At 59.3% G+C, this 16,800-nt stretch carries 26 protein-coding genes and 2 pseudogenes; 17 read left to right on the forward strand and 11 right to left on the reverse strand.

Annotation, left to right across the window (positions count from 1 at the left end):
- Positions 1–113: 113 nt before the first annotated feature.
- Positions 114–995 carry a PopZ family protein gene (locus tag NKH38_RS21600; protein WP_352763309.1) on the reverse strand — a complete coding sequence of 294 codons (882 nt, stop codon included), beginning with the start codon at positions 993–995 and terminating at the stop codon, positions 114–116.
- Here NKH38_RS21600 and NKH38_RS21605 point away from each other — a divergent pair.
- On the forward strand, positions 937–1,380 hold the full coding sequence (locus NKH38_RS21605) for a hypothetical protein (RefSeq protein WP_198022176.1): 444 nt from the start codon (positions 937–939) through the stop codon (positions 1,378–1,380). The two genes, NKH38_RS21600 and NKH38_RS21605, sit on opposite strands and share 59 nt — an antisense overlap.
- On the opposite strand, the gene NKH38_RS21610 is transcribed toward NKH38_RS21605, so the two are convergent.
- The 3 genes from NKH38_RS21610 to NKH38_RS21620 form a co-directional block, all read right to left on the reverse strand.
- Positions 1,326–2,711, reverse strand: coding sequence for a TolC family outer membrane protein (locus NKH38_RS21610; RefSeq protein WP_352763324.1), 1,386 nt, complete (start codon positions 2,709–2,711; stop codon positions 1,326–1,328). The two genes, NKH38_RS21605 and NKH38_RS21610, sit on opposite strands and share 55 nt — an antisense overlap.
- A 185-nt stretch (positions 2,712–2,896) precedes the next feature.
- Entirely contained in the window at positions 2,897–3,571 is a 675-nt protein-coding gene (locus NKH38_RS21615) for a protein-L-isoaspartate O-methyltransferase family protein (protein WP_023725673.1), read from the reverse strand.
- 213 nt (positions 3,572–3,784) lie between these two features.
- Positions 3,785–4,954, reverse strand: a complete 1,170-nt coding sequence (locus NKH38_RS21620; RefSeq protein ID WP_023729973.1) for a tyrosine-type recombinase/integrase — start codon at positions 4,952–4,954, stop codon at positions 3,785–3,787.
- A gap of 93 nt (positions 4,955–5,047) precedes the next feature.
- On the opposite strand from NKH38_RS21620, the gene NKH38_RS21625 reads away from it, so the two are divergent.
- The 4 genes from NKH38_RS21625 (at position 5,048) to NKH38_RS21640 (ending at position 6,865) form a co-directional block, all read left to right on the forward strand.
- Positions 5,048–5,518, forward strand: coding sequence for a hypothetical protein (locus NKH38_RS21625; RefSeq protein ID WP_023729974.1), 471 nt, complete (start codon positions 5,048–5,050; stop codon positions 5,516–5,518).
- Between the two features lie 259 nt (positions 5,519–5,777).
- On the forward strand, positions 5,778–5,966 hold the full coding sequence (locus tag NKH38_RS21630; RefSeq protein ID WP_032999409.1) for a hypothetical protein: 189 nt from the start codon (positions 5,778–5,780) through the stop codon (positions 5,964–5,966).
- Positions 5,966–6,334 (forward strand): hypothetical protein, encoded by a 369-nt coding sequence (locus NKH38_RS21635; protein WP_023729976.1) that lies wholly within the window; start codon positions 5,966–5,968, stop codon positions 6,332–6,334. Before NKH38_RS21630 ends, NKH38_RS21635 begins: the two co-directional genes overlap by 1 nt.
- A gap of 108 nt (positions 6,335–6,442) precedes the next feature.
- A complete protein-coding gene (locus NKH38_RS21640) occupies positions 6,443–6,865 on the forward strand; it encodes a hypothetical protein (protein WP_352763311.1) in 423 nt (140 codons plus the stop codon).
- 458 nt (positions 6,866–7,323) lie between these two features.
- On the opposite strand, the gene NKH38_RS21645 is transcribed toward NKH38_RS21640, so the two are convergent.
- Positions 7,324–7,527 carry a hypothetical protein gene (locus NKH38_RS21645; protein ID WP_023729979.1) on the reverse strand — a complete coding sequence of 68 codons (204 nt, stop codon included), beginning with the start codon at positions 7,525–7,527 and terminating at the stop codon, positions 7,324–7,326.
- A gap of 66 nt (positions 7,528–7,593) precedes the next feature.
- Complete coding sequence (locus NKH38_RS21650) at positions 7,594–7,935, reverse strand: hypothetical protein (protein ID WP_023729980.1); 342 nt, start codon at positions 7,933–7,935, stop codon at positions 7,594–7,596.
- A gap of 86 nt (positions 7,936–8,021) precedes the next feature.
- Between NKH38_RS21650 and NKH38_RS21655 the strand changes: the two genes are divergently transcribed.
- The 10 genes and pseudogenes from NKH38_RS21655 (at position 8,022) to NKH38_RS21700 (ending at position 12,880) form a co-directional block, all read left to right on the forward strand.
- Positions 8,022–8,294: a hypothetical protein gene (locus NKH38_RS21655; RefSeq protein ID WP_031238602.1), complete on the forward strand. Its 273-nt coding sequence runs from the start codon at positions 8,022–8,024 to the stop codon at positions 8,292–8,294.
- A 4-nt stretch (positions 8,295–8,298) separates the two neighbouring features.
- Complete coding sequence (locus NKH38_RS21660) at positions 8,299–8,859, forward strand: hypothetical protein (protein ID WP_352763313.1); 561 nt, start codon at positions 8,299–8,301, stop codon at positions 8,857–8,859.
- Entirely contained in the window at positions 8,856–9,188 is a 333-nt protein-coding gene (locus NKH38_RS21665; protein ID WP_023729983.1) for a hypothetical protein, read from the forward strand. The genes NKH38_RS21660 and NKH38_RS21665 overlap by 4 nt, the downstream gene beginning before the upstream one ends.
- A gap of 364 nt (positions 9,189–9,552) precedes the next feature.
- Entirely contained in the window at positions 9,553–9,909 is a 357-nt protein-coding gene (locus tag NKH38_RS21670; RefSeq protein WP_023729985.1) for a P27 family phage terminase small subunit, read from the forward strand.
- Positions 9,899–10,162 carry a hypothetical protein gene (locus NKH38_RS21675; protein WP_023729986.1) on the forward strand — a complete coding sequence of 88 codons (264 nt, stop codon included), beginning with the start codon at positions 9,899–9,901 and terminating at the stop codon, positions 10,160–10,162. The genes NKH38_RS21670 and NKH38_RS21675 overlap by 11 nt, the downstream gene beginning before the upstream one ends.
- Positions 10,159–10,290, forward strand: a complete 132-nt coding sequence (locus NKH38_RS21680) for a hypothetical protein (RefSeq protein WP_280806612.1) — start codon at positions 10,159–10,161, stop codon at positions 10,288–10,290. Before NKH38_RS21675 ends, NKH38_RS21680 begins: the two co-directional genes overlap by 4 nt.
- A 12-nt stretch (positions 10,291–10,302) precedes the next feature.
- Positions 10,303–10,566: pseudogene (locus NKH38_RS21685) on the forward strand (HK97 family phage prohead protease); the annotation flags it as partial.
- Positions 10,567–10,940: 374 nt separating this feature from the next.
- Positions 10,941–11,336: a hypothetical protein gene (locus NKH38_RS21690; RefSeq protein ID WP_352763316.1), complete on the forward strand. Its 396-nt coding sequence runs from the start codon at positions 10,941–10,943 to the stop codon at positions 11,334–11,336.
- A 145-nt stretch (positions 11,337–11,481) separates the two neighbouring features.
- Positions 11,482–12,291, forward strand: coding sequence for a hypothetical protein (locus NKH38_RS21695; protein ID WP_023729989.1), 810 nt, complete (start codon positions 11,482–11,484; stop codon positions 12,289–12,291).
- A gap of 13 nt (positions 12,292–12,304) precedes the next feature.
- Positions 12,305–12,880 (forward strand): hypothetical protein, encoded by a 576-nt coding sequence (locus NKH38_RS21700; protein ID WP_352763318.1) that lies wholly within the window; start codon positions 12,305–12,307, stop codon positions 12,878–12,880.
- Between the two features lie 263 nt (positions 12,881–13,143).
- Here the strand turns inward: NKH38_RS21700 and NKH38_RS21705 are convergent, their stop codons facing one another.
- Positions 13,144–13,302, reverse strand: a complete 159-nt coding sequence (locus NKH38_RS21705) for a hypothetical protein (RefSeq protein WP_198020023.1) — start codon at positions 13,300–13,302, stop codon at positions 13,144–13,146.
- 1,147 nt (positions 13,303–14,449) lie between these two features.
- On the reverse strand, positions 14,450–14,674 hold the full coding sequence (locus NKH38_RS21710) for a hypothetical protein (protein WP_023729993.1): 225 nt from the start codon (positions 14,672–14,674) through the stop codon (positions 14,450–14,452).
- 86 nt (positions 14,675–14,760) lie between these two features.
- Here NKH38_RS21710 and NKH38_RS21715 point away from each other — a divergent pair, with 86 nt between their 5' ends.
- Positions 14,761–14,973: a hypothetical protein gene (locus NKH38_RS21715; protein ID WP_023713651.1), complete on the forward strand. Its 213-nt coding sequence runs from the start codon at positions 14,761–14,763 to the stop codon at positions 14,971–14,973.
- A gap of 49 nt (positions 14,974–15,022) precedes the next feature.
- On the opposite strand, the gene NKH38_RS21720 is transcribed toward NKH38_RS21715, so the two are convergent.
- The gene (locus NKH38_RS21720; protein WP_348529825.1) at positions 15,023–15,241 is read right to left on the reverse strand and encodes a hypothetical protein; all 219 of its coding nucleotides are present in this window, start codon (positions 15,239–15,241) and stop codon (positions 15,023–15,025) included.
- Between the two features lie 72 nt (positions 15,242–15,313).
- Between NKH38_RS21720 and NKH38_RS21725 the strand changes: the two genes are divergently transcribed.
- Positions 15,314–15,724 carry a DUF768 domain-containing protein gene (locus NKH38_RS21725; RefSeq protein ID WP_352763320.1) on the forward strand — a complete coding sequence of 137 codons (411 nt, stop codon included), beginning with the start codon at positions 15,314–15,316 and terminating at the stop codon, positions 15,722–15,724.
- 291 nt (positions 15,725–16,015) lie between these two features.
- Here the strand turns inward: NKH38_RS21725 and NKH38_RS21730 are convergent, their stop codons facing one another.
- Both NKH38_RS21730 and NKH38_RS21735 read right to left on the reverse strand, forming a co-directional pair.
- Entirely contained in the window at positions 16,016–16,555 is a 540-nt protein-coding gene (locus NKH38_RS21730) for a J domain-containing protein (RefSeq protein ID WP_023729996.1), read from the reverse strand.
- 119 nt (positions 16,556–16,674) lie between these two features.
- Positions 16,675–16,800, reverse strand: a pseudogene (locus NKH38_RS21735) (IS481 family transposase); the annotation flags it as partial.

Consider the following 16,800-nt stretch of genomic DNA (forward strand, 5'->3'; position numbering starts at 1 on the left):
TCAGCGATCCCGACGGTAACCTGATCGTGTTCGCGACATCGGCCGGAAGCTGACCTGCAGCGAAAGCTCCGCCCGAAGGCGGCGCTTTAATCCGGAACGGGCTGTGGTAATGCCTACTGCGCGCCGCGCGCGACGCGCTCGATTTCTTCGCGTACCAGGCGCTCGACCAGCGTCGGAAGGTTGTTGTCCAGCCAGTCCTGCAACATCGGCCGCAGCATCTCCTCGGCCATCTCGTCGAAGGTCTTCTTGCTGCGGCTGGCAAAGGCGTCGGAGAGCTCGCCGAAGGCCGCAGCGACCTGCCGTCCCGTATGTTCCGAAACGATCGCCGGCCGAACCGGAGTTGTATCGGCCGGGCGCGCGTGCTCGCTGCGCGAAGGATGAGGCTCGAAAGCCGGCTCGGCAGCGAGATCGTCTTCGAAAGCCTCGACCTCCGCGATTGCTGCCTGCCGATTTTCAGTCTCTGGCTGCCTGATCTCCGGCTGCCGTACTGTCTCAGCCGGTTTTGTCTGATTGCCAACGGCCGCGATTTCGCGGCGCCAATCGGTGACGATCGAGTCGGTGGTTTCCGCCTTTGCCCGCACTGCAGCTTCTGCCCTGACGGCGGGAGCTGGCTCACTGGCTATCTTGGCGCTTACTTCCGCCAATGTCATCGGAGCATGCGCGGGTGGCGCGGCGGTCGTGGCATTTGCCGCAATGGCAGGCTTCACTGGCGACGGCTCGGGGCGCGGCTCCAGCCGCGCAACCACCGGCTCGGCCAGTTGGGCCTGCACCTCGGCCAGCGTCACCGGCTTCTTGCTTTCGGTCGAGCTGTGCAATTCGCTGCGGAAGGCCTCGACATCCGAAACAGGCCCGGCGGCCGGCACAAGGTCCTGGCGCAACTCATCGGCGTCGCCCGGCAGCTTGCGGCCGGTGTCGCTGTCTTCGATGATCCTCCTGATGGAAGCCAGTATTTCTTCCATGGAAGGTTCGCGCTGTGCGCTGCTTGCCGTCGCCATCGTCACACCCGCCGCCGCCGCGCATGATCCCGAAAATCGATCTTCGATTTTCGAAGAGGATCAGGCGCAAAATCAAAGTTCTACAGCCTCCTTTGCGCATCCATCGGACGCGTGGCGCTGTAGTGACCCGTTCCTGGATTCCTGTCCGGCAAAGCCGGATACGAATCATGGCGACAGCGTAGCCGACGGATCGCCATCCGAGAATCCCCAATCTCGGAAGACGCCGGATTTCAACAATTTAGGCTACAAAAGACAAACGCCGCGCATCCTTGGGAAGCGCGGCGCTACGATACTTTCAATCTTGGCGGGATTTGAACCGCTCAGTCGCGATCAACGACCGTCCGGCGTACGCAGCCCGATCCATTTGTCCTTGACGGCTCTGTAGTGCTCTTCAGGCTTGTACTTCACCACATTCAACGCCAGGCGATCGGCCGACAGGCGGCCCATGGCCGACAGGATGGCGTAGCTCGCTACAACCACATCGCGCTCGGAGCTGGCGAGGTCGATCTTTGCCGAGATGACGGCGTTCTGGGCATTCAACACGTCGAGCGTGGTGCGCTGTCCGACATTGCGCTCCTCGATGACGCCGTTGAGCGCCAACTGTGCGGCCGCGATCACCTGCCGATTAGCGTCGACGCTTTCACGCGCTGCGATGTATTGCGTCCATGCCGAGGTCACGGCCTGGCGCACCGAGTCACGGCTGACATCCACCTCGATGCGAGCTTGGCTGAGCGATTCCTTCGACTGACGAACGAGTGCGGAGGTACGGCCGCCCGAATAGATCGGAACGGTCAGCGTCGCGCCAACGGTGGCGGCATTGGAATCGCCGTCCGAATCCCCCGCGCTAGGTACGGTATTTTGATAGACATGGGAAAGGCCGGCACTGGCAGTCAACTGCGGCAGCAACGCACCCTCCTGCGTCTTTACATCAAATCCGGCTGCATCGACGGAATGTAGGGCGGCCAGGATGGCCGGATGCTCGTTCGATGCAATGCCGATCGCCGCCTCGAGACTCCTCGGCAACAGCTTCGCCAACGGCGACGCGGCCTTGAGCTTGCCCGGCTCGTCACCGACGATCTGATGATAGGTTGCCGCACTGGCCAGAGCCTGCGCACGGGCGGCACTCAATTGCGCCACCGCGGCCGAACGCGACGCGTCGGCCTGCGCCACATCGGTGCGCGTGCCCTCGCCGACCTCGAAGCGCGAGCGTGCCGCGCGCGCCTGCTCGGTCAGGAACTGCAGATTCTGTTCGGTCAGCACCGCCACCTGGCGGTCGCGAATCACGTCCATATAGGCGCTCGCCGCGTTGAACAGCGTGTTCTCTTCGGTGTTGCGCAGGCCCTCGACCGAGGCCCTCACCTGTGCAGCGGCCGACGCGACCCTGTTCTTGGTCTGGAAGCCGTCGAACAGCGTCTGATCAATCCGAACGCCGAAGCTGCCGGTGGTCAATGCCAGGCTCGCGTTCCTGCCGTTCAGGTGCCTGGAGGTGTAATCGATATCAGCCGAACCAGTGATCACCGGGCGATAGCCCGACTTGGCGATCGCCACGCCCTCATCGGTGACGCGCACGCCGGCACGGGCCCAATTCAGCGAGGAATTGTTCTGGTAGGCCTTGGAAAGCGCGCCGAGAATGGTTTCCGCCGAGGCGGCTATCGGCGAAAGCGCTGTCGCGGAAATGAGGACAGTAACAAACAAACTCTTGGCTAAGGACGGCACTTTATATCCCTCATTCGTTTTGCACGGGAACCACGCCACGCCAGCCCATCCCTAGGGATCGGCCAGCGCCGCGTCGATGTATCGTTCCCCCGCTGACAGCCTCCCGAAACCCCGGTTAACTAATCAGCAACGATTGTTCAATCGCAAGCCAACATGACAGAGTCTTTGCTGCAAGGCAAAATCACTTAGAACTCGAAGGCATGAATGCGTTCAAATCCGGGTAGTGGCTTAATTGCCGCATTAAATGCCCGTCTTCCGGTTACAACCCCCCCTGCATTGAAAAAGAGCCGGGCTACGCCCGCATTGCCCTGCCCTTCCACAGCCACCAGCCGGCCGCCTTCGGCAAGCTGGTCAAGCAGCGCCGCAGGCACTTTCTCGACGCTGCCGCCGATGAGAATCACATTGTAGGGCGCCTTGGCGGCATGACCTTGCGGCAGTGGGCCGGTGACCACGGTGACGTTATCGCAGCCCTGCGCCGAAAGCGCCGCTTTGGCTGCTTCCGCCAGTGTGGTATCGCTTTCCAGCGCCACGACGGATTTGGCCAGCCTGGACAGCAGCGCCGCGGAATAACCGGTGCCGCAGCCGACATCGAGCACCGAATCGCCGGCGTCGATCTCGGCCAACTGCAAAAGCTTGGCCAGTGGCGACGGCTCCATGAGGTAGCGCGCACCGCTGCCATCGGGGCCGTCGGAGATGCGGATATCCTCGTCGATATAGGCGAGAGCCTGTTGGCCGGCCCCGACAAAGGCCTCGCGCGGCACGGCAAGCATGGCATCGAGCAATGCTGCGTCGGTCACATCGGTGGTGCGGACCTGGCCGTCGACCATCTTGACGCGAAGTTCGGAGAAATCAGCGCTCATGTCCCAACCAATCCGTCAAAAGCCAATGCGCTGAAATGCGCTTGTCGCGCCGACACTGCGGCGCATTCGACCGGAACTCAAGCCCCCGGCATGCGGGAGCTGAAGCGACTGGAGGCCTCGCCCGGAATCGAACCGGGGTGCAAGGATTTGCAGTCCTCTGTCCGGTGTTGATATCCAACGATCTTTTGCCTTCATGTCGCAGTTATGTCGCAGTCATGCCAGCAGCGCCGCCGCCACGTCGAGCTCTTTACCGTCATCCCCGCGCGGGAACAAGTGGCCGTAAACGTCCGCCGTCATCATCACCGACGAGTGCCCCATGCGCTCTTGCACCGCTTTCAGCGGCAGACCCAACCCGCCACTTTCTTTAGGATTTATACACCATGATGCATAAAAATGTCTTAATGCGTGAAGGCCTGTATATTTCGCCGACCCGTCCGCCGTCACCACGCCTGCCCGCTTCATTGCCGGAATCAAGCCCTTGTTGATGATGTTGGTATGCGAGCGCGGCTTGCCGTCCGGGTTCACAAAGACCAGACCGAGCGGATTTTCCTTCGGGCTGCGGCTGTAGGTTTTCAATCGCCATTCCTTGAGTCCGGTGTTCAGGATTGACGGGATAGGAATGGTGCGCGTGCCTGCCGCCGATTTCGGCGCACCTATCACCCCGAACTCGTCAGCCCGTTGGTGCACGGTGATTGTGGAGGCCTGTGGATCATAGTCCTGCCAGCGCAGCCCCCGGATCTCCGACGATCTCAAGCCTGTGAATATGGCCGTCAGCAGCAAGGGGCGCCAATGGTCGGTCAGCTCGGCAATCATGCGCTTGATTTCCTCTGGCGCCGGAACATCGACTCCAACCCGAATTTTGCCTTTCTGCCGCTTCTCTGTCCTGGCCTCCCTGCCCTTATGCGCCCGCCGCATGTCCCGAACCGGATTTCTAGTGGCCAGCTTGCGTTCGATGGCGTCGGTAAGGATGGAGGACAGGCTTGTGAGAACCTTCTTGACCATTGCAGTCGATCGGCCTTCGGCGCGCAGCGTATCCTGAAAGGCGCGTGGATCGACCTTCGACAACAACGTATCGCCGATAAAGGGTTCAATGTGGTGCTTCATGTGATGGCGGCGTTGGTTGATGGTGCTGCGCTCCAGCCCTTCGCCCTCGCCCGTGGCGATCCATAGCCCGCCCGCCTTCTTGATGCTCACCGTGTCGCGGTCCGCGACGTGGACGCCTTCGCGGACCTCGACGTCAGTCTTGCTGGCAAACGCATCGGCATCCTTCTTTTTCGCGAAGGTCTTTAGGCGCCGGACCCCCTTCGCGTCGAAATAGTCGGCGACCCAGGCCTCCTGCTCGACGCCCTTTGCATTTGTCCACTTCCGCTTGCGAATAGACATGCCCGAACCTCCTGCAAATTCCCGCCAACACCTTGACGTAGGGCGGAACGTATGTGAAGAACGTAGAACGTACTTGGTTGGAGTTACCGAATCGTGACGAACACTTTCTCTCTGGCAGACCTGACTGACATGACACACTCGAAGCGCCGGTCGGTCCAGCTTTGGGCCGAGGCCGGCGTTATCCTTGCGGATGAATCCACCGAACGCGCGGGCACTGGAACGCATCGGCGTTTCTCCAGAGACGAGGCGATCATCGCTTGTTTGGTCGCGGGCCTCACCCGCCACTTCCACATGCCCATAGGCGTCCTGCTGCAAGTTTCGGATGGCATTCGCCGAGAGCAGTTTCAATCGATGATCGATGGCGCGATGAAAAACGGGCGCCCCTGCTTTCTCGTAATTCGTCCGGAAGAAGTTGGGATCGGCCATTTTCAAATCAGCATAGTCTCTGGCGCTGACGATAAGAATGCCTTTGATGCGCTCACGAAGACACTGATACGCGCGCGCTCTGCCGCCCTGGCCGTGCTTCGCGTTAACGATCACCTAGCTCAACTCTGGAGTAAGTAGCCGCGTTTTTTGCGGCAATAAGTACGTAAAACGTACTTGGTTATCTCAACAGAAGGAACTAAAGCATGACGGTAAACTCGGAAAAGACAATGGCGCTCATTTGGGGCGCAGAGGCTATTGCCCGCGAACTCGGCACTAATCGCAGGCGTGCATTTCACTTGCTGGAAACAGACCAGATCCCGGCGAAAAAAAGTCGGCGGACGGTGGGTCGCAGAGCGCGGCGTGCTGATGGCGTTTTTCCAAAAGGAGAGGCAGCCTGATGACGAGCGGCATCGATCACGAGAACACGGCATTGATCGGCGAGGCCGCTCTATGGCTCGCCACCACGCCGAAGCAGAGCCGCCCACGTCCCGCAATCGTCGACGTGAAAGAGCGGCTCGGTTTGACCGCGCTGGAGGCAATCCAGGCCATCCGTGAGGCCGACCTCATCAAAGCGAGGGCGAGCTAATGGACCAGAAAATCGAAAAACCGGCGGCGTGTGCAACCACGCTCACCGGCTTCGAAGTCTCAAGCTTGGCAGCTTCTGAGAATTCGGATAGTGCCACACCGTCGTCTAAACGGCAAGCTCCAGCTACCAGCCAAGCTCGCTGGAAGGAAGCAAACCAAAAGGCTGTGTGGGCGCACTCCTGCCTCGCTGCTGCGATCCGGCGCGGCCTGGTGAAGCGACAGCCGTGCAAAGTCTGCGGCGATCCCAAGTCAGACGGGCATCACCCCGACTATGAGAAGCCAGCCGCTGTGATCTGGCTGTGTCGGTTGCATCATAAGCGAGCCCATCGGCGCGCGTTGCATCCGAAGAAGCAAGGCGGTGCCAAATGAGCGGGCGCCAGTTCACTAAGTTGGCGCCGGCCGTTTGGCGATCCCGTCGCTTCATCGGACTGCCGGACGAGGCAAAGGTCGGCTTCCTCTACTTGCTGCAATGCACACGTGACCAGCGCAGGGGTTTACGAACTCCCGCGCGGTTACGCCTGTGCCGATCTGTGCTGGACAGATGCAGCATACGAGAGCGTTCTCCGGGAGCTCTTGGAGGTGGGGTTGATCGATCATGATCCCGATGGCGACGTGATCTTGATCGAGCGCTGGTTCCGCCACAACCCGCCGACAAACGATGACCATGCCCTCGGCACGCGCCGACGGCTCCAGGCGATCGAAAGCGAAAAGCTGCGAGAGAAGGCGGTGGCAGCGTTCGATGAGGCCAACGAGGTCAGAATCCAGCGTGAGGCGCAGAAGGCAGCGGAGAAGGCAGCGAAGGCCGCAGGCAACTCGAAATCGGTCTCCCAGATGCTCGGCGACACGTCGCGGCTGATGGGCACCAGGATCGTGCGGGGGGCCAATGACACCCTGTCCTGACCCTGCCCACACCCTGTGTAGGGGTACTTTCACACCCTGTGACACCCTGTCCACACACCAAGACCAAGACCTTAGACCTAGACCAAGACCTTAGACCGGAGGAAATCGCGAAAGCCGAAACCGTCACGAAACGTCGCAAGGGGCTTTGGAGGGAAGAGGCGCCAAGACCGGATGTCGGCGCTCTTCCCATCAAGGCCAACGTCGCGGCGCTACAGCTGGGACTCGGGAAGCCTGTGGTCGGGAGGTTCGGAACGCACCGGCCCACCATATCGCATCGGCGGCGCCGCACCTATCAGATCGCTTATGGGTGGCTGCTGCTCAACAGGGCGAACGTCCGCATCGACCGCCTTCCGCATGAGCCAGGCAGGACACAGTTCGTTCAGTACAATTTTGAGATAGTCGACCATGCAACGGCAACGCGCGTTGCCGCCTGCCGGTTCCGCTGCCCGACTTGGCGCTCACATCCCGAGCGTTTGAGTGCTTCCGGCAGGTCGAGCCGCCTCAGCGAACAGCTCGGCCGCTGCCTGGACCTTGTCCGCTGCGTCTTCGACCCTGTCAAAGCGCATCAGCACACGACACTGGAGCATCGCCAGACGCGCCGCATGGTAAAGCTCGCTGCGCCTGTGACCGTCCGAGTCCAAGGGTTGAAACAGCATCGTCACGGCGAAACTCCTCCCTCCGATGCCCGGCTCCCGTCGAAGTCGAGAGGCCGGGCCGTCAGACTGCGATCAATAGTCGGTGTCATAATCGCTGTTGTCGTCCTGCTGGATGACGACGTGACGGCGGTGATGCATCGGACGGTTGATCGATCCGGTGACCACAACGTCGCTGGACCGGTGATGATGCCGGCGCCAAGCGCGCTCGCCATTGTCGTAAAACGCCTGCTCGCCATGATGGCGGCGATGGAGACGATGCCCGTTCCGATAGATGACCACACGGTCGTTATTGTTTTCGTCCCAATAATGGCGGTGGTGATGCCGCTGGGTCTGGATGACGATGCCTTCTTCTGCGGACGCGACCGCAGGGGCAGCCAAGCAAAGCGCCAATGCGCCCAAGATGATCGTCTTCATTTCGAGTTCTCCAAAAACCTAAAACGCCCTTCGATAAGGAAACTTTGCTTAACGACTTTGGTTCCGACAGCCATCGGGGCGTGCCCATGAGCGGTACGTCAGACGATCGTCTTGGAAGACGCCGAAAGCTCGGTCGTGAGCGCCAAGCCCGCCACAAGGAACGCAAGGAGTTGGGCGGCATCATTTTGCCTATCCAAGTCGATTTCCCGCTGATCAACCTGATGCTGGAGGCGGGCGCAGTAGACGAGGCAGGTAGCCGCAATCGAAAGCGGATCGGCAGAGTGATCATTCGAATAGCCGCTGACGCGTTATCATCAGCCGTTGCTTCCGGGCGTAGAGTCCCAATCGACAAGGAGTGACAGCATGCTCGCCAGAACGCCAAAAACATCTGAGACCGACTTCGCTAGTATTCTGAAGATTCCAGCTAAGCCAGCAGCTATTTCAGAAGCTGATGCAGCCTGGCAGCATGCCGTCTCCCAGCGAGAGGCAGGTCAGGCCCGACACATCGAAGCCACACGCCAACTCTATGCCCAGGTGCCAGGCCAACCGCCCGTGATCACCCTGCGTGAGGTGGAAGAGATCGGCTTGACCCTGGAGCCGCTCTTCAAAGCCGAGAAAGACGCAGCAGAAAAGCGTTCGTCACTTCGTGAGCGCTACGACCAGGATACGCATGCCTTCCTAGCCTCGGCATTGGACAGATTTTCCGATGCGGTGTCCGACAAGCTGGGTGAACTCGAAACCCTTCTCGGACTGGGAAGCGCTCTCCATGCCGCTTCTGTTGCCGCCGGTGTGAAGTTGCCTCGCCGGCTTCCGTCAGTTTGCGGAAACATCATCAACAGCTCGATCTATACGGCTCGCAACCTCGTCAGACACGCCGCGCTGGCGCCCGCACCTGTATGGACTCGGCAGGAGGCAAGCAAATGAACGCAGGATCGAGCAAAGCCATTCACGCGTTCGACGGCGCCATGACCTCGATCAATGCACCAGACGCGACTCGTTATGTCCCGCAGGAAGAAATGCGCAGGATGGAAGCCCGCGCCTTGATCGGCCGACATCAGCGCGGCGAGCGCCTCACACCAGACCAGGCAACGAAGGTGAATCGCGAGCAGGCACTTCAGTCTCTAGATGACCTACTCAAGAAGATCGACGAAGAGGCGAGCAACCCGATCATCGCTCTCAAAACTGCAGTTGCGCATATTCTTGGAGAGATGGCAGCCGAGGAAGCGGCCAGTATCTCAAGCGCTATGAGCTAGAGGAGCGCCTCAGCCTCGTTGAAGCCCGCGCGCTATCGACTGCGAAGATCATGTCGAAAGCGCGCGTGCGGGTGCCGGCCGGCAGACGACCTGCGAAGCCTTGATCATGGTCGTGTCCGACGCCACCAAGACGCTAATGGTCCGGGTGATGCTTCGGGTGGAGACGAGATCTGCCGCAAGCTTTCGAACAACGAGATGGACCTGATCATCTTCGAAGTCGATCGCTGGGTCAAAGCCCGCGAGCCAGTGCTGCACTGATGCCGGGGGGAGATCTCAAAAGCTGCATAGAAGCATCCATGCGACCGGTTCCCCAGCTTTATTTTGCCGAACGGTGCCCCCGTTTCCCCTCACCAACGATTGAGCCATGAAAAGACGCGGACCAAACCCACCTGCACACCTGTCTAACGAGGCCGCGAAGTGGTGGCGTAGCGTCGTCACCGATTTCGAATTGGAGGGGCACCATCTTCGGCTGCTGCAGCTCGCGGCCGAAGCGTGGGACCGTTCGCAGCAGGCCCGAGCCGTGATCGACAAGGAAGGAATCACGACCGTTGACGATCGCAAAAACGTCCGTGCTCACCCAGCGGTAGGCATCGAGAAAGACGCTCGGACGGGGTTCGCAAGGTTGGTCAGGGAACTGGACCTTGATGTTGAAGTGCCGCCAAGCCGCACTCGGCCGCCGGGCTTGCGCTCTAACCGGAGGGGTGTTTTCGATGCCGGTTAAACGTCGCAGGGCGAAGGGTAAGCCGTTGCGGATCACGCCCACGGCGATCGAGGCGTACAAGGCGCGCGATTATCTAGAACTGCACCGCGCGTTAGGTCTGTTTCCTTGGGAAATGTCGCCGATACCAGCTCGGTACGATGCGCTCGGCTGCGACCCGGACTGGGTGATGCCGGAGCAAACCCATAACCTGTTTGAACTGTCGTTTCAGCAGGCTCTCGAATTGCAACACGAGTTAGAGGCGGCCTGCAAATGATGCTCGCGGGCCGCGCAACCGATTTCGGAACTCTGGCGCACGGTCGGAATCTGATCCTGCCCGGCGCCTTTGCCAAGCTCATCGCGAACAGCTGGCAGCCGGAACTGTGTCTGGAGCATGAAGGCTAACCGCTTGGCCGATGGCTTCGGCTGTCCGAAGATCCGCACAGCCTGTTCGTGGTGGGCGAACTGGACGGTTCCGCCCGGGCGCAAGGCGTTATGGCGGGCATTGAATCAGGCGAACTGCCGGGGCTGTCCCTTGCCCGTTTCATTGGGTCGAAAGCGCGACGTGACGACGGCGTGAACGTTTGCCGGGAAGTCATCCATTGCCGCGAAATCAGCATCGTTACGGAGCCCGCAAATCCCGCTGCGCTGATCACTGAATTTTGCATTGGGAGTGTCTGACCATGGGCATTGGCAGATAAATGCTAGACCCATAGGGCACTGGGCAGGTTGGGATACGCCCTCATCATCGGCGCCGACCGTCCCTCAGGTACCAGACGTACAGACAACCCTGCCGACTTCGGCTTACGGCCGAACCCTGCCGGTCGTCTGGGGCAAGTGCCGGCTGCCTGCTGCCTACATATGGGTTCCGCCGATCCTGACCGTGACTTCAACCCATATCGAATATTGGGACACCATCACCTCGACCACGGCCAAGATGTCGGCTCGCCTCCGTTTTGCGCGCCCTCTCGTTCCAAACTCGACATGGACGATGCGTAAGCTCTACGCCAAAGGCAAAGCGATTTGCGATGCCACAAGCGGGTATCGGATCAGGCTTGAAATTTCGGGCATACGACGGGAAAAGCACCCAGCCGCGCGACCCGACCATGGTGAAGGAAGAAGGCGAAACCAACGTCTCCGCTCACAGGGGCTACCTCGATATCGTGGTCACCGACTTTGATATTGCCGGTCTGGGTGCCCCGCCTGTTTTCGAGGCAGAGTGGATTCAAGACGGCGCTCCGACCCATGAGTATGACACCTTCACCACGTTCTCCGGATCTATATTCTTCGACAATCTGATTCCGGTGTGGGCCGACCTCAAGGCCTACGGCTTCAATTACAGCGACATCGCCCTCTATTTGATCCCGGCCGCCCGGCAATATTTCACGTTCGACCTGCCGCACGATGCCTATTCGTACTACGGCTGCTTTCGCTTACAGTCGGTCGCTTGATCGGTTGGTCTATCTCGCAAGCTTGCCGGCGTTGGAGGTTGGGAGCCCGTCCTTATCGATGGCAGCACGGGCGCCATTGTCGCTACCTCCAGCAATTCCGCAACGTCGTCTACAGTGACCGGCGGCTGCCTCGGCGGATGTCGGCGTGGGATCATCGCTCCTCGTCGGCTTTTCCAGCAATCAACAGATATTCGCCTTCCACCTCACGGCAGAGGCGGTTGAACGCGGCTATCAGTCGATCGCCAGCTTTGGCGGCTATTCGGACATCCAATGCGTTACCCCAGGCGAAAGCCGTGGCAGCGAGGCTGATTTTTACTTTTGCGCGGACATCGATCTGGTGAAAGTCACGCTCACGTCGCTCGGCACGTTCAAGAGTTCGACCGTCCTGGCCTCCTTCTCTGATGCCTTGCGCTATGCCATCCGTGACGACGATGGTGATCTTGTCGTCTGGACAGATACCGCCACGCTAAAGCGTATCAATGGCACAACGGGAGCGGTCGAATATACGAAAACCGTTCCCTACCAAATTCAAGCAATAAGCTCGCGAGCGTTGGGCGCGCCGGACCTTCAGCGCCTCACCGAGGAACTGTATTTCACGACGGGCGGCGTGTCGTACTTCACCGACCTGAAAACCGGTCTCACCCGTTCTATTTCCGGGGCCGATCCTTCACCCGCGCTGTTCTCCTACGATGGCGAGGATCAGGTTATTTTGACCGTTGACGGCTCTGGCCAACCGAGGCGCGGTCGCATCATTTCCGGTGATGGCGAGAAGCGCCTGCTCTCCGACTTCCTTAGGGACTTAATGGTCCACGGCGGCGGCTACGATCCATCTGAGATCGCCGTTGAAAATGTTGACGACCTGATTGATGGCGCCGTTGTCGATGTCACAGCAAGCGTTAGAGAGATCGCCCGCTCGATTTGCGAGCCGTATTCGATAGCCATGTTCGAACGCTGAAGGAAAAAGAAAAATGTTCCGCATGATGATGTTCAATTCTTTCCGGTTCATGCCGCCCCCTCCCACCGGCCTGGTCGTTACCTACAGGGGCACATTCAGCGCTCTCGCCACCCCAGCCGATCCGCATACCTTCACCGTCGACGTGGGTGCAGCCGGCACCAAAATCGTGGTCCTGGTGTGCCACGGCCTGCGTCAGAACACCGTGCCAAGGACGCTATCATCTGTTTCCGTTGATTGCACTACGGGCACCATCGCTGTGCAGGCCGGGACTAATGATGGTGCTGACCAAGCGATCCAGCTTGGTATCGGCCAAAGGGAGATCACCACTGGCGGGACCATCACTTGCATCGCCGACTGGAGTCAAAACCTTCATTCGTCGGCGGTCGATGTCTATACGATCACCGGCCACACATCGAGCACGTCCGTCAATGCCAAATCGGCGACCGGCAACGAGCCGACGTTTAGCAATCTGACAGTAAGCGCTAACGGCTGCGTGATTGCCGGTGCGACTGGCGTCAATCCCGAAGGCTCGATCACCTTTACCGGCGTCACCAAAGACCATGAGGAGCTTATCACGGCGCAGCCGTGAACCAGCAGGTCGCCTGCGGCAGCATCTCAGGACTTGGTGCGACCAGCACCTACAACGTCGCCATGAGTTCGTCCGGCGCCAACGAGATCGTCGCGGCTGTATCGTTCGTCTAACCGGCGATTGCCATTCCAAGGCCAACACCTGGTGTCGCTGGCCGGCAAGTTGGGAGCGGTTCCGGACAGGAATGACTGCCCGCCGTTATGTGCCCAAGGCGTGGAAGACCGGCGATGCCGCCGCCACGATCAACGTCGCCGCGGCGGCGCTTAGGCGAGCTGAAGCTGCTGGCCGACTGTTTTCTCGCGTAGCGTCAACACCAACAGACGCGTAGCTGCGAACGGTGCCATGACGATAAACGTGGTGGCGATGCTGGCGAGGACCGACAAAACGCAGATCGAGCTTTGGGCGTAGCAAACGGATTCCATGACGTACCCCTTCCTGCCTATAAGTTCCCGACAAGGCGGTTGCATGATGAGCCTGCTTCGGGAGGAATACAAGAACGCGCTAATAAACGATGTCGAGATGAGGTGGAGCGCCTTAACCAGCCAGCGCCATTCCGAAGCCAACACCTAGGCCGATTGCGAGGCCAAGGAACAGCTTGGCGGCAAGATCGAGGGACAGGGCGCCACACGTCCTGGCGAGGCTCCGTGAGGGCGCTGGCGATATCATCGAAGATCGCGTCCATGTTTCAACGTAGATCGAAACGCAGATTCTGTGAATCCCCTGTTTGTTCCGTCAAAGTCTAACGATCAGGCGAGCGCCCTGGAAAGCACGTGCAGTAACGGTTGATTCAACCATTGCTGGTATAAGTGTGGGGTGGGTGGCGGCTCCGACAGTTCGGGGTGGAACTCAATGCCAAGCCGCCTACGCAGCCAAGGTTGGGGTTTGACCGCGCCGTCCTATTCTGGGACAGCGCGGTCAACGATTCGTTAAAACGCTCCGGAACTAATTAAGCACGCGCTAATTGACTCGCGGTCTCGGGAGTCAGTGCATGCGTGAAGTTCATTCCTCCGATGATGGAGCCGATTCTGGCGGGACAAGCCTCCCGAGGGCATTGGACAGCGTCACGTACCGGCCGCCGTCTTCGTCTTCCCTCTTCCTAGAGATCCGCCATTCGTTGGGCGAGTGGGTTGTTCTCATCATAGGCAGGAACGGTGAAACGTATTCCCGAGCATTCGAAAATGAGGCAGATGCCGTCGCTTTCGCTGGCGATCAGTCTTCTCGTCTAGGATTGGAAGCTCCCCCGAAGCGAGCAACTTGACCGCCCTTCTCTGAAGATCCGAAAGCGCGGATCTGAATCCCCTTGGAACATCGTCGGCCTCGAAACACTTCGGGCGGTCGCACTGTTCCCATATCAGTGTCTCCCAAAACTGCCCACTACCTCAACGGTTGGTGGGCTTTTTTGTACATTAGCGGAACCTGAAATTTGGGGGCTTGTTGATAGAACGGCAGCGAGTGGGTGAGCGCTGCTGGTCGAGGTCCCGCAAGACTCGGCCGGGCTCGCATCACCTGCCCCGGTCGGTGCGAGCCCACCGTCGAGCGACCAACAAGCGAACTTCCCTGTGTCGGTCTCTATTTGATACTAGGAGACGGTGGTTTCACCATCACGCGCAATTGCATCTGGTCGATCGTTGCGACGATGGCAGCAGCCAGCGCTTCCGCCTCATCCATGAGCCCCGGCCCATAGAGACCGTTCACCGCTTCCTCGCTGGGCAGCACGCCGGGCGGACAGTGATCCTCGATAGTGCGCCGGATGAGCGTCGGCGCTGCCCGGCATTCGTCGGCTTCGATCTTCATAACCATTGAAACATTCACTTTAGCTAAAATGTTCCGGAACCGATTTCAGGTTGGCGGCTTGAGACGGTGAGGGAAGAACACTAGTTATGCCCATCAGACGAAAAGCGGTGGATGCCGGGATTTTTAAGCCTGCCGAATTGGCCTTGCTAGGGCGCGTTTTCGAGCAGCTTAAACTCGTCGACGACCAATCACCCGATGCGCAGGGCCGGTTGGCCTCTCGGATCATTGCCAACTACATGGCCGGGATAAAAGATGAGGCCGAACTTCTCTCGCTTTCGAAGCAGCCGTTAGGGCGGTAAGGTCGGGAAAGCTAGAGCTTCACCAGCCGCACAACATCAAGCGCGACCGTCACCACCGGGCCATTACCGTTACGGCGTCCTTCTCGACCCGTGTGACGCTGCCGATCAGTTCGATGGTCTGACCTTTGACCACCTTCGTGGTGCTATCCCGAACGGAATGCGGAAATCCGTAGGTCGGTATCGACACGCTGATCCTGTCGTCAGTGACGCGTCGAATAATGGTGGCGTCGATCGCCACCTCATCGCCGATCTTGATACCACTAGCCATGCACTGAGGCTGGTGCGGCCGTCTCAGCGGTCAAGTAGTGGAACCTAATATGCGCTTTGAACTTATCGGCTGATGAGCACACGCGGCATCAACTTTCTCGATCGGTGGATGGCAGAGCACCTGCCCAACGCGATGACTGATGATCCAGGGGCGGTTAGCGACCTCGCTGACGAAATGATGAAATCTGCGGAGCGTGAGGGAATCGGTGCCGACGAGATCAACGAGGAGGTCGGCAGCGTCTATGATGTGATCTTCGAGGCGATGCACTGCCATATCGAGGACCAAGGCGCGGACGGGGCGCCAAGCGTCTATGCGGGGCTCTCCCTGATGGCGCTGGCGATATCATCGAAGATCGCTTCCATGGCAAGATTCTGGATCGAACCGGGTTCGATGTGGATCCTCCGCTGTTTGAGCTTGGGCTTCATCAGAATGAAGGGCGACATGGTTCATCCGAATGTAGAAATTTGCGTCGGGGGGAGGTGAGAATGAGGCTACCAGGAAATGTGTTGGTTGGGAGATCGCCGAGGTGCTGTGCGGTCCGCGAAAGCGATCAATGAGGTTGAATGCGCAGAGCGTGCCGCCAAGACAGCCAGGTTGAAATCGCTACGCTTGTCTCAGATCTTGCCAGAGGCCGACCCGCACATTTCGTTCAACGAGGAACTCGACTGCTCGGTGCTTGTCGCGGTGCTGGCTCGCGAACTGCATAATTATCCAAAGCGGCCCGAATCCCATTCTCCCGATTGAAGGAAACCAAAAGCCTCGGCGCAGGGGCAGCTAGGGGGATGGGTGATCCAGGAGCCGAATAGTCGGATCGCGGCGGCGTTCAGAGTTGACGCGATCGACACCTTCAGCGGTGATGGCGATCGTCCCATTTTCCACTCTGACGATCCAACCTTTCGCCTTTAGATACCAGATGTGGAACTCGAGATGTTCTCGCGGACAGTCTGACAAGCGCTCCAGCTCTACATCTCCGATGCCAGGATCGCTGACGTCGTGCCGGCGTTTCGCATAAAGCAGCGAAAGCAGTTTGGCTTGAATCTCGAAATCTCGCTCGAAGCCTTTATTGTTGCTGGCTTCCTGGGTCAACTCTCGACGAAGGCCGGCATGGTCTCTATACGCGACGTCATATTGCGCCCGCTTGACCGGATCTTTGAGCGTATTATGGGCTTCCACAATTTCGCTGAAGCGGGCTTCATCGCCAGTCTTCTGATTGTCCGGATGATAGCGCATCGCAAAGTAACGGAATACGCGCTCTAGAGTTTCCGAGTTGGCGTTTGGGCTGATCTCCAGCGTTTCGTACAAGTCGACGAACATCAAGAAGTCCCCACCAGCAAGGTATTTTTGCGAATACGCAATTTCCCCCACCTTCAGCATCGCCCCAGTCGGGGCCAAACGCAAGCCGCTTGAACTCGCGAGCCGACCTTTGGCACCAGCTAGGTGTTTAGTCCCAAGGTTGGATGGGTTGGATCGAGCCTGAATCGTTCGGGCTCTTTTGTCCAGATTTTGCAGATGTATTCAAAGGGCGTGAGGCCCTTGAGGGTCTTCAGTCGACGGCCGAA

It is taken from the genome of Mesorhizobium sp. M1078 (assembly GCF_040318615.1).
Taxonomy (GTDB): Bacteria; Pseudomonadota; Alphaproteobacteria; order Rhizobiales; family Rhizobiaceae; genus Mesorhizobium.

What these genes read in the sequence shown, in the direction of transcription:
- NKH38_RS21605 (WP_198022176.1), top strand. Translation starts at nt 937, where the DNA reads ATGGAAGCCAGTATTTCTTCCATGGAAGGTTCGCGCTGTGCGCTGCTT.
- NKH38_RS21600 (WP_352763309.1), bottom strand. Translation starts at nt 995, where the DNA reads ATGGCGACGGCAAGCAGCGCACAGCGCGAACCTTCCATGGAAGAAATA.
- NKH38_RS21615 (WP_023725673.1), bottom strand. Translation starts at nt 3,571, where the DNA reads ATGAGCGCTGATTTCTCCGAACTTCGCGTCAAGATGGTCGACGGCCAG.
- NKH38_RS21620 (WP_023729973.1), bottom strand. Translation starts at nt 4,954, where the DNA reads ATGTCTATTCGCAAGCGGAAGTGGACAAATGCAAAGGGCGTCGAGCAG.
- NKH38_RS21630 (WP_032999409.1), top strand. Translation starts at nt 5,778, where the DNA reads ATGACGAGCGGCATCGATCACGAGAACACGGCATTGATCGGCGAGGCC.
- NKH38_RS21635 (WP_023729976.1), top strand. Translation starts at nt 5,966, where the DNA reads ATGGACCAGAAAATCGAAAAACCGGCGGCGTGTGCAACCACGCTCACC.
- NKH38_RS21650 (WP_023729980.1), bottom strand. Translation starts at nt 7,935, where the DNA reads ATGAAGACGATCATCTTGGGCGCATTGGCGCTTTGCTTGGCTGCCCCT.
- NKH38_RS21655 (WP_031238602.1), top strand. Translation starts at nt 8,022, where the DNA reads ATGAGCGGTACGTCAGACGATCGTCTTGGAAGACGCCGAAAGCTCGGT.
- NKH38_RS21660 (WP_352763313.1), top strand. Translation starts at nt 8,299, where the DNA reads ATGCTCGCCAGAACGCCAAAAACATCTGAGACCGACTTCGCTAGTATT.
- NKH38_RS21665 (WP_023729983.1), top strand. Translation starts at nt 8,856, where the DNA reads ATGAACGCAGGATCGAGCAAAGCCATTCACGCGTTCGACGGCGCCATG.
- NKH38_RS21670 (WP_023729985.1), top strand. Translation starts at nt 9,553, where the DNA reads ATGAAAAGACGCGGACCAAACCCACCTGCACACCTGTCTAACGAGGCC.
- NKH38_RS21675 (WP_023729986.1), top strand. Translation starts at nt 9,899, where the DNA reads ATGCCGGTTAAACGTCGCAGGGCGAAGGGTAAGCCGTTGCGGATCACG.
- NKH38_RS21680 (WP_280806612.1), top strand. Translation starts at nt 10,159, where the DNA reads ATGATGCTCGCGGGCCGCGCAACCGATTTCGGAACTCTGGCGCACGGT.
- NKH38_RS21700 (WP_352763318.1), top strand. Translation starts at nt 12,305, where the DNA reads ATGTTCCGCATGATGATGTTCAATTCTTTCCGGTTCATGCCGCCCCCT.
- NKH38_RS21705 (WP_198020023.1), bottom strand. Translation starts at nt 13,302, where the DNA reads ATGGAATCCGTTTGCTACGCCCAAAGCTCGATCTGCGTTTTGTCGGTC.
- NKH38_RS21710 (WP_023729993.1), bottom strand. Translation starts at nt 14,674, where the DNA reads ATGAAGATCGAAGCCGACGAATGCCGGGCAGCGCCGACGCTCATCCGG.
- NKH38_RS21715 (WP_023713651.1), top strand. Translation starts at nt 14,761, where the DNA reads ATGCCCATCAGACGAAAAGCGGTGGATGCCGGGATTTTTAAGCCTGCC.
- NKH38_RS21720 (WP_348529825.1), bottom strand. Translation starts at nt 15,241, where the DNA reads ATGGCTAGTGGTATCAAGATCGGCGATGAGGTGGCGATCGACGCCACC.
- NKH38_RS21725 (WP_352763320.1), top strand. Translation starts at nt 15,314, where the DNA reads ATGAGCACACGCGGCATCAACTTTCTCGATCGGTGGATGGCAGAGCAC.
- NKH38_RS21730 (WP_023729996.1), bottom strand. Translation starts at nt 16,555, where the DNA reads ATGTTCGTCGACTTGTACGAAACGCTGGAGATCAGCCCAAACGCCAAC.